At 62.7% G+C, this 12,140-nt stretch carries 7 protein-coding genes; 4 read left to right on the top strand and 3 right to left on the bottom strand.

The genetic code is table 11. The features are described from left to right. Window positions 1-159: 159 nt before the first annotated feature. Entirely contained in the window at window positions 160-5,007 is a 4,848-nt protein-coding gene (locus MST27_RS21270; protein WP_243607881.1) for an NAD-glutamate dehydrogenase, read from the top strand. Window positions 5,008-5,120: 113 nt separating this feature from the next. Here the strand turns inward: MST27_RS21270 and MST27_RS21265 are convergent, their stop codons facing one another. After that, window positions 5,121-6,044: a DUF6685 family protein gene (locus tag MST27_RS21265; RefSeq protein ID WP_243607880.1), complete on the bottom strand. Its 924-nt coding sequence runs from the start codon at window positions 6,042-6,044 to the stop codon at window positions 5,121-5,123. A gap of 158 nt (window positions 6,045-6,202) precedes the next feature. On the opposite strand from MST27_RS21265, the gene MST27_RS21260 reads away from it, so the two are divergent. Next, complete coding sequence (locus MST27_RS21260; protein ID WP_243607879.1) at window positions 6,203-6,421, top strand: DUF2835 domain-containing protein; 219 nt, start codon at window positions 6,203-6,205, stop codon at window positions 6,419-6,421. A gap of 97 nt (window positions 6,422-6,518) precedes the next feature. After that, window positions 6,519-7,559 carry a quinone-dependent dihydroorotate dehydrogenase gene (locus tag MST27_RS21255; RefSeq protein WP_243607878.1) on the top strand — a complete coding sequence of 347 codons (1,041 nt, stop codon included), beginning with the start codon at window positions 6,519-6,521 and terminating at the stop codon, window positions 7,557-7,559. Between the two features lie 88 nt (window positions 7,560-7,647). Here MST27_RS21255 and rmf read toward each other — a convergent pair whose 3' ends face one another. Continuing rightward, window positions 7,648-7,863 (bottom strand): ribosome modulation factor, encoded by a 216-nt coding sequence (gene rmf / locus MST27_RS21250; RefSeq protein WP_243607877.1) that lies wholly within the window; start codon window positions 7,861-7,863, stop codon window positions 7,648-7,650. A 352-nt stretch (window positions 7,864-8,215) separates the two neighbouring features. Here rmf and rlmKL point away from each other — a divergent pair, with 352 nt between their 5' ends. Next, entirely contained in the window at window positions 8,216-10,390 is a 2,175-nt protein-coding gene (rlmKL, locus tag MST27_RS21245; protein WP_243607876.1) for a bifunctional 23S rRNA (guanine(2069)-N(7))-methyltransferase RlmK/23S rRNA (guanine(2445)-N(2))-methyltransferase RlmL, read from the top strand. A gap of 16 nt (window positions 10,391-10,406) precedes the next feature. Here rlmKL and dacB read toward each other — a convergent pair whose 3' ends face one another. Next, window positions 10,407-11,867 carry a D-alanyl-D-alanine carboxypeptidase/D-alanyl-D-alanine endopeptidase gene (gene dacB, locus MST27_RS21240; RefSeq protein ID WP_243607875.1) on the bottom strand — a complete coding sequence of 487 codons (1,461 nt, stop codon included), beginning with the start codon at window positions 11,865-11,867 and terminating at the stop codon, window positions 10,407-10,409. Window positions 11,868-12,140 lie beyond the last annotated feature (273 nt).

Raw genomic sequence — 12,140 nt, 5'->3', positions numbered from 1 at the left:
GGCAATTAAATGTGACCGCAACGCACTCGACGGCGTAAGAAGAAAGGTGGGCCGTGCCCGCATACGCTTCTGCTTAACTAAGTTGAACTTACCGGTTGCGTTGCCAGTCAGGTGCCGCGACTGCCTTAGTCGAACCCCAAGCCAGAATGGAGCTAAACAATGGCGTTCTTTACCGCTGCCAGCAAAGCCGACTTTCAGCAACAACTGCAAGTAGCGCTGGCGCAGCATGTCGACGAAAAGCTTCTGCCACAAGTGGGACTTTTTGCCGAACAATTTTTCGGGATCGTCGCCTTACCCGAGCTTACCCAGCGGCGCATGACCGACCTGGTTGGTTCGACCCTCGCCAGTTGGCGCCTGCTGGAGCGTTTCGACCCGGGCAGTCCGGAAGTTCATGTGTTCAACCCCGATTACGAGAAGCATGGCTGGCAGTCCACGCACAGCGTAGTCGAGGTGCTGCACCCCGACATGCCGTTTCTGGTCGACTCGGTGCGCATGGAGCTGACCCGGCGCGGGTATGCCATCCATACGCTGCAGAACAGCGTCCTGCAGGTGCGGCGCGATGCCGAAGGCAGTCTGATCGAACTGTTGCCCAAGGGCAGCGCCTCCGATGACAGCACGGCCGAGTCGCTGATCTTCGTCGAGATCGACCGCTGCGCCAGTGCCGCCGCCTTGCGCGAACTGGAGCAGTCGCTGCAGGGTGTGCTGGCCGAGGTTCGTCTGGCCGTCAACGACTTCCCGGCGATGAAGGCCAAGGCCGAGGAACATCACGCCCGCTTGGCCGCTCTGCAGCAGGACGACGATCCCCAGCTCGCGGAAATCCAGGATTTCATGCGCTGGCTGGCTGACGATCATTTCACCTTCCTCGGCTACGAGGAATTCACCGTCGTCGATCAGGGCGACGGTGGCCGCATCATTTATGACGAGTCATCGCTGCTGGGGCTTTCGCGCACCCTGCGCACGGGACTCGACGAGGACGATCAGCTGATCATGCCGCCGGCACTGGCCTACCTGCGTGAACCCCTCTTGCTGTCGTTCGCCAAGGCCGCGACCCCCAGCCGCGTGCACCGGCCGGCCTATCCGGACTTCGTGTCCATCCGCGAGTTCGACGAGCAGGGACGTGTCAGCCGCGAGTGCCGCTTCCTGGGCCTGTTCACCTCGTCGGTCTATACCCAGAGCGTGCGCCGCATTCCCTACATCCGCAGCAAGGTGGCGGAGGTGGTCAAGCGGTCCAATTTCGACGATTCGGCGCATCTGGCCAAGGAACTGACTCAGGTGCTGGAGGTGCTGCCGCGCGACGAGCTGTTCCAGATGACGCTCGACCAGCTGTTCAATACCGCTATCGCCATCGTGCAGATCCAGGAACGCAACAAGCTGCGCCTGTTTCTGCGCACCGATCCCTATGGGCGCTTCTGCTATTGCCTGGCCTACGTGCCACGCGACAGCTACTCGACCGAAACGCGCCTGCGTATCCAGCAGGTCTTGATGGACCGGCTCGAGGCGAGCGGCTGCGAGTTCTCGACCTACTTCTCCGAGTCGGTACTGATTCGCGTGCAGTTTCTGCTGCGCCTGGATCCGAACAAACAGGTCCAGTTCGATCCGGTCCAGCTGGAGAACGAGGTGGTGCAAGCTTGCCGGACCTGGCAGGACGATTATTCCAACGTGGTCGTCGAGCGCTTCGGTGAAGCGCGCGGCACTGGCATCCTCAGCGATTTCCCCAAGGGCTTTCCGGCCGGCTATCGCGAGCGTTTCACGCCCCAGTCGGCTGCGGTGGACATGCAGCACCTGATGAGCCTGAGCGAGGACCGCCCGCTGGTCATGAGCTTCTACCAGCCGATGACGGCGGTGGAGAACCGGCTGCACTGCAAGCTGTATCACATGAACACGCCGCTGCCGCTGTCGGACATGCTGCCGATCCTGGAGAACCTCGGGCTGCGCGTGCTGGGTGAGTTTCCGTTCCACATGCGTCACAAGGACGGGCGCGAATACTGGATCCACGATTTCGCCTTCACCTACGCCGAAGGTCTGGAAATCGACCTGATGGAGATCAACGAGCCGCTGCAGGATGCGTTCATCGCCATCCACAACGGCCTTGCCGAGAACGACGCCTTCAATCGCCTGGTTCTTACTGCCGGGCTGACCTGGCGTGAGGTCGCGCTGCTGCGTGCTTATGGCCGCTATCTGAAGCAGATCCGCATGGGTTTCGACCTGGGCTACATTGCCAGCGCGCTGCTCAACCACACCGATATCGCCCGGGAGCTGGTGCGGCTGTTCAAGACCCGTTTCTACCTGGCGCGCAAGCTGGGTGAAGAGGACCTGGCCGACAAGCAGACGCGGCTGGAGCAAGCCATCATCACCGCGCTCGATGATGTTGCCGTGCTCAATGAAGATCGCATCCTTCGGCGCTATCTGGCGCTGATCAAGGCGACCCTTCGCACCAACTTCTACCAGACCGACGCCAACGGGAAGGTCAAGGGCTACTTCAGCTTCAAGCTCGACCCCCGCTCGATTCCGGAGATGCCGCGACCGGCGCCCAAGTTCGAAATATTCGTCTATTCGCCTCGCGTCGAAGGTGTGCATCTGCGCGGTGGCAAGGTCGCGCGCGGCGGCTTGCGCTGGTCCGACAGGGAAGAGGATTACCGTACCGAGGTGCTCGGGCTGGTCAAGGCGCAGCAGGTCAAGAACGCGATCATCGTGCCGGGTGGTGCCAAAGGCGGGTTCGTACCGCGTCGCCTGCCGACCAGCGGCTCGCGTGACGAAATACTGGCCGAAGGCATTGCCTGCTACCGAATCTTCATCAGCGGGCTGCTGGACATCACCGACAATCTCAAGGACGGCCAGGTGGTGCCGCCGGCCAATGTCCTGCGATATGACGAAGACGATCCCTATCTGGTGGTGGCGGCTGACAAGGGCACCGCGACCTTCTCCGACATTGCCAACGGGATTGCCGCCGAATACGACTTCTGGCTCGGTGACGCCTTTGCCTCCGGCGGCTCGGCAGGCTACGACCACAAGAAGATGGGCATCACGGCCAAGGGCGCCTGGGTGTCAGTGCAGCGGCACTTCCGCGAACGCGGCATCGACGTGCAGCGCGACACCATCAGCGTGATCGGCATCGGTGATATGGCCGGCGACGTGTTCGGCAACGGCTTGCTGATGTCCGAGACGCTGCAGCTGGTCGCCGCCTTCAACCACATGCACATCTTCATCGACCCCAATCCGGACGCAGCGCGCAGCTTCGTCGAGCGCAAGCGCCTGTTCGACCTGCCGCGCTCGGCCTGGACCGACTACGACGCCTCGCTGATCTCCGAAGGGGGCGGGGTGTTCCCGCGCTCGGCAAAGCGCATCGCGATCACGCCGCAGATGAAGGAACGCTTCGACATCGAGGCCGATTATCTGACGCCGGCCGAACTGATTCATGCGCTGCTCAAGGCGCCGGTGGATCTGCTCTGGAATGGCGGCATCGGCACCTATGTGAAGAGCACTGCCGAAAGCCATGCGGACGTCGGCGACAAGGCCAACGACGTGCTGCGCGTGAACGGCAACGAGCTGCGTGCGAAGGTCATCGGGGAGGGCGGCAACCTGGGCATCACCCAGCTCGGCCGGGTCGAATACTGCCTGCATGGTGGCGCGGCGAACACCGACTTCATCGATAATGCCGGCGGCGTGAACTGCTCGGACCATGAGGTCAATATCAAGATCCTGCTCAACGAGATCGTGAGCGCAGGGGACATGACCGGAAAGCAGCGCGACCAGTTGTTGTTCGACATGACCGATGCGGTGGCCGATCTGGTGCTGCACGACAACTACAAGCAGACCCAGGCACTGTCCCAGGCCGAGCACCGCGCTCGCGAAGGCAGCGGGGAATACAAGCGTCTGATCAGCTCGCTCGAGTCGGTCGGCCTGCTCGACCGTGCGCTCGAGTTCCTGCCCAGTGACGAGGCCCTTGCCGAACGCGCCCAGCTGGGCAAGGGGCTGACCCGTGCCGAACTGTCGGTGCTGATCTCCTACAGCAAGATCGAATTGAAGGAAGCGCTGCTGCAGTCGCGCGTACCAGACGACACCTACCTCGCCCGCGAGATGGAAAGCGCATTCCCGCAGTTGCTCGCCGAGCGCTATCGGGATGCGATGCTGCAGCACCGGCTGCGCCGCGAGATCGTGAGTACGCAGATCGCGAATGACCTCATCAACAATATGGGCATCACCTTCGTCCAGCGGTTGCGTGAGGCGACCGGCCTGAGCGCGGCGAACGTGGCGGGCGCCTATGTCATCGTTCGCGACATCTTCCACCTGCCGCACTGGTTCCGGCAGATCGAGGCGCTCGACTACAAGGTGCCGGCCGAATTGCAGCTCAACCTGATGGAGGAACTGATGCGTCTGGGTCGTCGGGCCACGCGCTGGTTCCTGCGCAACCGTCGCAACGAACTGGACGCCGCGAGGGATGTGGGGCACTTCGGGCCACGTGTCGCGGCACTCGGGCTGAAGCTGGATTCGCTGCTGCAGGGCGGCACTCGCGAGCTCTGGCAGGCACGCTATGAACGCTACACCGAGGCGGGCGTACCTGAGCTCCTGGCGCGCATGGTGGCCGGTACGAACCACCTCTACACCTTGCTACCTATCCTCGAAGCGGCCGACGAGACCGGCCAGCCGCCAGCTGACGTGGCCGCAGCCTACTTTGCGGTCGGCGGTGCTCTGGAACTGCCCTGGTACCTGCAGCAACTCACCGCGCTGCCGGTCGAGAATAACTGGCAGGGATTGGCACGTGAGAGCTTCCGCGACGACCTCGACAGTCAGCAGCGAGCGATCACCGTGTCCGTGTTGCAGACGGGTGGGGCGCCGGAAGACCTGGATGCACGCGTTCAGCAATGGCTGGATCAGCGCGCCTATCAGGTCGAGCGCTGGAGGCGCATGTTGGTCGAGTTGCGTGGCGCCACGAGCGTGGATTACGCCATGTATGCAGTCGCCAGCCGCGAATTGCAGGACCTGGCGGTAGAACCCCCGCGTCAGTAAGGCCGAACGGCCGACCCGACCGGGATCGAAACGCAAAACGCCGGGGCCCATGCCCCGGCGTTTTGTTTCCCACGCGGTAGAGCTCGCTCGCGATCCCTGACGCGACGGCGGGATCAGTTAAGCGATTCGGCCTGATGGCCCAGGCGAAAGCGGGTGATCTGCGGAAGGTCCCGCATATAGAGGATCATGTCGGGCGCCCCGGCGAACTTCAGACCTTCGCCGAGGGCGTTGGCGGCCGGATCACGCTTGTCCAGGAGCAGCAGTTCCGAGTTGCTCGCATTGCGTAGCAGCGTGAGGCGAGCGTAGGGGATTCTGGATTCGAGCAGCAGGCTCATGAAGGCGCGGTCGCTCCAGGCCTGTGCGGGCATGGTAACGGCGTGATATCCCTCATCCAGCGCTTGCAGCCCGGCTGCGTCGAGGCGGTAGTCGGTCAGCTCGCAAGGCAACTGCACATCGAGCCCTCTGAGGCGCGCATAGGCCACTGCGCAGGCAAAGGCTTCGGAATGGTGCTCGCCTGACCAATAGAGCCGTTCACCCAGCCAACTGGCCTGGCGCAGCTCGATCGCGACGTTGCGCTGGAAGCCTGGCAGTGCGGTGCTCAAGGTACGGACGAAATCCTTGTAACTGATGACGCGCAACTGGCGGCAGGCCGGCGTCGCGGCATAGGCTTCGAAGGTGGGGTAGAGTTTGCCGTCGACGCTCTGTCCGCCGAGGCCGTCGATCTGGCGCAGGTCCAGTGCCGGGTAGATGCTGACTTCCTTGCGTACCAGGCGTGTCAGCGCCGCGTGGGCCCTGGCCTTGTCCTCCTGAACCGGTCCCGAGAGCGCGCCTCGTGGCAGATCGACGAATTTCTGCAGGCTGGGACCATCCTGCCAGAAGATGCTTGGCGCGGGCTCTTCGAGCGGTGCGAAAGGGAGTCGCACCTGGCTCGCATGATCGAGGATCTGCCGGGGCGCTTTGCCGCTCAGGCCCAGGCGCTGGACGAACTTGGAGATACGGGAGGTCACGGTCGGCATCGACTCTGGCAGGCTCATCATCACGGATGAACTCGTTGGACTACGGTCGGAGTGTGGCAGAGCCGGACAGCCGACGCACAGGCTTTACCTGACCTTTTCGAGTCGGAATGCGCCATGGACGCATCCTCGACGTTACGCAGGGGTGGCAAAATCGACGCACTGGTCATTGAGGAGCCTCCATGCCGAACCTCGTACTGGATATCGCATTGCCTGCCGACAGGCTGTTGGCCGTCTATCAAGGGCGCGCTAATCGTATCCTGATCAAGAGCCGCGAGGGCACCAGAGTCAGCCTGCCGGCTCATCATCTGCGCCCGTTTCTGACCTCGGCTGGCGTTTTTGGTTCATTCGAGCTGCAGTTCGCCGATGGCCGGCTCGTCAGTCTGCGTCGTCTGGAGTGAGTCGGAGGCGCACCGCACAGGCCGCACGGTTGCCCGCTTGATCGTCGCCCGGCCTGCTATACTCCCGCGCCACCCTTCCTCAGGAACTCGGTTTCGTATGTATCACCTGGCCCGCCAGCTGCTGTTCAAGTTCACGCCCGAGACGTCCCATGAGCTGTCGCTGGACCTTATCGGGGCTGGCGGTCGGCTCGGCCTTAACGCCATGCTGAACAAGGCGCCGGCATCGTTGCCGGTGCGAGTCATGGGGCTTGATTTTCCCAACCCTGTCGGCCTGGCGGCAGGATTGGACAAGAACGGCGAGGCGATTCACGGTCTGTCGCAATTGGGTTTCGGTTTCATCGAGGTTGGCACCGTGACCCCACGTCCTCAGCCAGGCAATCCGAAACCTCGGATCTTTCGTCTGCCTGAAGCCGAGGCGATCATCAATCGCATGGGCTTCAACAATCATGGCGTCGATGCGCTGCTGGAACGGGTCGATGCGGCCCGCTTCAAGGGCGTGCTCGGCATCAACATCGGCAAGAATTTCGATACGCCGGTCGAGCGGGCCGTTGACGATTATCTGCTGGGGCTGGACAAGGTCTATCACCAGGCGAGTTACGTGACCGTCAACGTCAGTTCGCCGAATACGCCTGGGCTTCGCAGTTTGCAGTTCGGCGATCAGCTCAAGCAATTGCTGGACGCGCTTCGCCTGCGGCGTGAGGACCTCGAGGTGTTGCACGGCAAGCGCGTCCCGCTGGCGATCAAGATCGCACCTGACATGACTGACGAGGAAATCGTGCTGGCCGGCCAGGCAGTGCTGGAGGCCGGCATGGATGCGATCATCGCGACCAATACAACACTGGGACGCGAGGGTGTGGCCGGGCTGGCGCATGCCGATGAGGCGGGTGGGCTCTCCGGCGCTCCGGTTCGTGAAAAGAGCACCCATACCGTGAAGGTTCTGGCCGAGACGCTGCGCGGGCGGTTGCCGATCATTGCCGTGGGGGGGATTACCGAAGGCCGCCATGCGGCCGAAAAGATCGAAGCCGGGGCCAGCCTGGTGCAGCTCTATACGGGGTTCATCTACAAGGGACCGGCGTTGATACGTGAGGCTGTGGACGCCATTGCGGCGCTGGCGCCGCGGAAGCAGGAGAGTCACTGATTGCCCGGTGGGGCTCCCGTTGGGAGCCCCTGGGCTTCAAGCCCGCCGCCCGGGTGGGGCGTGCCAGTCGAAGTCGGTAGATGCTGTGTTAGCCGACCGCGTGAAGTTCGTTGAGTCTATGAATACCGGCGGTGCCGGTCAGACCATCCCAGTTGTCGCCGCGACCCTCCCGCCAGCCGTTCATCCAGGCCTGGCGCACTTCGGTATGGGAAAAGGGACATAGATCGCGAGATTTGCCTTGAATGCCATGCTGATAACCGCGCAAGAACGCTCGTTCCATCGGATCACGCTTGAGTCTTCTCATTGGGTATTGCCCTCAGTGGTTGACTGGTGTTCCTGTAACCTCAAGGCGAGGTCGGAGGCAGGTAGACTGCCGACGAACCCCGCTGCCGGCGTGGCGGGGTTCTACCGTGCGTCGTTGCGACGTCGGCCTGAGTCGAGTTCTAACGCAATGGGTTCGAGGCGGGAATGATCGTTTTGTAATAAGCAGGTAATGAAACCGTGCTCAGGCCCATAAGCCTGACGATGTCTGCCCTGACAGCGGCCCGCAAACGCACCGAGCGCCTGGCGCCGACACTTTTTCACGCTTCCTGGTTCGAACCGGCGAAGCCGGTCCGTGAACAACTTTGCCGACCGACCACACATCTGGATTTGCCATGACTGACCGCCACGAAGTTATTCTGACCTGCCCCAAGGGGCTCGAAGGCCTGTTGCTAGACGAGGCTGTGGGGCTTGGGCTCGAGGAGGCGCGCGAGCAGACCGCTGCCATTCGTGGGACGGGTTCGATGGAGGTGGCGTACCGGTTGTGCCTGTGGTCGCGTCTGGCCAATCGTGTCTTGCTCGTACTGCATCGTTTCGCCACGACAAACGCCGAGACGCTCTACGACGGGGTGCGTGCCGTTGATTGGGCCGAGCATCTCCTGCCGAGCGGCAGCCTGGCGGTGGAGTTCAGCGGGCATGGTTCCGGCATCGACAACAGTCACTTCGGTGCGCTCAAGGTGAAGGACGCCATCGTCGATGGGCTACGTACCGCATCGGGTGAGCGACCCAGCGTCGACAAGCTCAATCCGGACGTTCGGGTGCATCTGCGGCTCGATCGTGGTCAGGCGGTGCTGTCGCTGGACCTATCGGGTCACAGCCTTCATCAGCGTGGCTACCGGCTGCAGCAGGGGGCTGCGCCGCTCAAGGAAAACCTCGCCGCCGCGGTGCTGATCCGTGCGGGATGGCCTCGCATTGCGGCAGAAGGCGGTGCCTTGGCCGACCCGATGTGCGGCGTGGGCACATTTCTGGTCGAAGCGGTGATGATGGCGGCCGATATCGCACCGAACCTGAAGCGTGAGCGTTGGGGCTTTTCCGCCTGGTTGGGACACGTCCCGGCAATCTGGACCCGCCTGCTCGAGCAGGCGCAGCTACGCGCGCGCGAGGGCCTGTCGAAGCCCCCTCTGTGGATTCGCGGATACGAGGCCGACCCGCGGCTGATACAGCCTGCACGCAACAACGTCGAGCGGGCAGGGCTCGGACACTGGATACGGATCTACCAAGGCGACGTAGCGACATTCGAGCCGCGTACCGACCAGAACCAGAAGGGCCTGGTCGTCTGCAATCCGCCTTATGGAGAGCGGCTCGGGGACGAAGCCAGCCTCGTCTATCTCTACCAGAACCTCGGCGAGCGCCTGCGCCAGGCCTGTCTTGGATGGGAAGCGGCCGTACTGACCTCGGCGCCGGAGTTGGGCAAGCGAATGGGCATTCGCAGCCACAAGCAGTATGCGTTCTGGAACGGTGCGCTGGCGTGCAAGCTTTTGCTGATCAAGGTCGTGCCTGAGCAGTTCGTCACGGGGCAGCGCAATGCCTCACGGCCGGCCGATGCGGACGACGTCGTCGAGCCGGCGCGTCTGAGCGAGGGCGGGCAGATGTTTGCCAATCGTTTGCAGAAAAACCTGCGGCAGCTGGGCAAATGGGCCCGTAAACAAGGTATCGAGTGCTACCGTCTATATGATGCTGACATGCCCGAATATGCGTTGGCGGTGGACATCTACGGCGACTGGGTGCATGTGCAGGAATATGCGCCGCCTCGCTCGGTGGACCCGGACAAGGCGCAGACGAGATTGCTGGACGCGCTTGCCGCCATTCCGCCTGCGCTGGGCATCGGCCGCGATCGTGTAGTGATCAAGCGACGCGAGCGTCAGAGCGGGACGCGGCAGTACGAGCGGCAGGCCAGCGAAGGGGCCTTCCTCGAGGTGAAGGAAGGCGACGTCCGGCTGCTGGTCAACCTCACCGACTACCTCGACACAGGCCTGTTCCTCGATCACCGCCCGATGCGCTTGCGCATTGCCCGGGAAGTCGCCGGCAAGCGCTTCCTCAACCTGTTCTGCTATACCGCCACCGCAACCGTGCATGCGGCCAAGGCCGGGGCACGCAGCACCACCAGCGTGGACCTGTCGAAGACCTACCTTGACTGGGCGCGGCGCAATCTGGCGCTCAACGGCCTGTCCGAGCGCCAGCGTTTGGAGCAGGGGGACGTCATGGCCTGGCTGGAAGCGGACCGCGGTGAATACGATCTGATCTTCATCGACCCGCCGACCTTCTCCAACTCAAAACGAATGGAAGGGGTGTTCGATATCCAGCGTGATCACGTGACGTTACTGGACCTGGCAATGGCGCGCCTGGCGGCAGGCGGCACCTTGTACTTCTCCAACAATTTCCGCAAGTTCGTGCTGAATGCCGGGCTTTCCGAGCGCTATGCCGTCGAGGACATCAGCGCCGCGACACTGGACGAGGACTTCCGACGTAATCCGAAGATCCATCGCGCCTGGAAGATTCAGGCGCGATAGGAAAGGCGCGGCCCGATCAGCGCTGGGCCGTGCTCTGTTTGGGACGGTTGTACAGGCTCACCAGCACCTGATCCAGCACTGACGAAGCGCCCCAGGGGCGCGGATGATTGAGGATGGCAACCACGGCCCAGGAATTGCCATCGCCGTCTCGGCTGTAGCCTGCTATTGCGCGTACCGTATTCAAAGTGCCTGTCTTGATGTGTGCCTTGCCGGCGACGCCGGTATTGCGCAGGCGTTTGCGCATGGTGCCGTCGACTGCTGCCAGTGGCATGGATGAAATGAACTCGGCTGCATAGGGGCTGCGCCAGGCGGCCTGCAACAGAGAGGCCATTTCACGCGCGCTGATGCGTTCGGCACGCGATAGGCCTGAGCCATTTTCCATCACCAGATGAGGGGAGATGATGCCCTTTTTGGCCAGCCACTGGCGGACGACGCGCTGTGCTGCCTGGGCGTCGTCCTGGTCCGCCTCGCTGCGCATTGCGGCCCCAAGGCTGAGGAACAGCTGCCGCGCCATGGTGTTGTTGCTGTACTTGTTGATGTCGCGAATGATCTCGACCAGGTCGGGCGAATAGGCGCGTGCAATCATCCTCGCGTCGTCTGGCACTGGCGAGACCCTATCGCCACCGAGGATGCTGCCGCCAAGCTCCGCCCAGATCGCACGCACCGCCCCGGCGGCGTAGCGCTGATGATCGAGCAGCGCGAGGTAGCTCTGGCCGCTGCACCCGGCAGCCAGCTTGCCGGTCGCAACGACTGTCACGCTTCCGTCCTCGTTCTCGATCGGGTTGTAGCGTACGTCAGGCCAGCCGGGGCATTTAGCTCGGGGCAGGGCCTGGATGCGGTTGTCGATACGCACCGTGGCGATCGGCGGTTCAACCAGCACCTGGACGTCGCCGCCCTCGTTGCGCGCGATGAAGCGTAGCGCTTTCAGGTTGACCAGCAACGAATCGGGGCCGACCAGGAAGGGTTTGTTCCTGTCGTTGCCGTCATCATCGAACACGGGCAGGTTTGGCTGGACGAAATGGCTGCGATCGAGCACCAGGTTGCCCGTGACGGTTTTGACACCATTGGCGCGCAGGTCTCGGAGCAGCAACCAGAGCTTCTCCATGTTGAGCTTGGGATCGCCGCCGCCCTTGAGGTACAGATTGCCATTCAGTGTGCCATTTTCTACGGGGCCGTCGGCGTAGAACTCGGTTTTCCACTGATAGTTGGGGCCAAGCAATTCGAGCGCCGCGTAGGTCGTGACCAGCTTCATGGTCGAAGCCGGGTTGACCGAGACATCGGCATTGACGAAGGTCGGCACGCCATCTCCGTTGAGTGGCAGCATCACCAGGGACAGCGCACTGCTTTCTATTTTGTTGGCCTTCAGCGCTTCCATCACCCGCGGCGGCAGCGTCTGGTTGACCGTGGCGGCCACGGCTGGAAGGGCCAGGGGCAGTGCCAGCGTGAGCGCGGCCAGGCGGTGAATCAATTTTCGCAATGACGGGCTCCGGTGAATTGGAGCGAGGGGGGCAGTGATCAGTGTGGGTGACATGGTAATTCCCTACAGCGTTCAGGGAAGGGCACGGACTTGATCCGCTACCCAGGGTGACGTAAATCGCACGTTGACAAGCGTAGCCGTCTGGCGCGCCTGTCTGCAAAAGGCGCGTGAGCCAAAAGCGTGCTTTCCAGACGGACAGTCATGCCAAGCCACGCTGTCATCGCGCTGCCCTTGGGTTGCTGATAGAGTGCGCGCCGTCATCCCAAGAGAAAA

Source organism: Stutzerimonas marianensis, from assembly GCF_022810315.1.
In the GTDB taxonomy this organism is placed as follows: domain Bacteria; phylum Pseudomonadota; class Gammaproteobacteria; order Pseudomonadales; family Pseudomonadaceae; genus Stutzerimonas; species Stutzerimonas marianensis.
This window is presented reverse-complemented; position numbering and strand designations above follow the sequence as displayed.

Bases quoted from the DNA above. Each gene is read 5' to 3' on its own strand.
- MST27_RS21260 (WP_243607879.1), top strand. From the start codon at position 6,203: ATGCCGAACCTCGTACTGGATATCGCATTGCCTGCCGACAGGCTGTTG.
- MST27_RS21255 (WP_243607878.1), top strand. From the start codon at position 6,519: ATGTATCACCTGGCCCGCCAGCTGCTGTTCAAGTTCACGCCCGAGACG.
- MST27_RS21265 (WP_243607880.1), bottom strand. From the start codon at position 6,044: ATGATGAGCCTGCCAGAGTCGATGCCGACCGTGACCTCCCGTATCTCC.
- rmf (WP_243607877.1), bottom strand. From the start codon at position 7,863: ATGAGAAGACTCAAGCGTGATCCGATGGAACGAGCGTTCTTGCGCGGT.
- rlmKL (WP_243607876.1), top strand. From the start codon at position 8,216: ATGACTGACCGCCACGAAGTTATTCTGACCTGCCCCAAGGGGCTCGAA.
- MST27_RS21270 (WP_243607881.1), top strand. From the start codon at position 160: ATGGCGTTCTTTACCGCTGCCAGCAAAGCCGACTTTCAGCAACAACTG.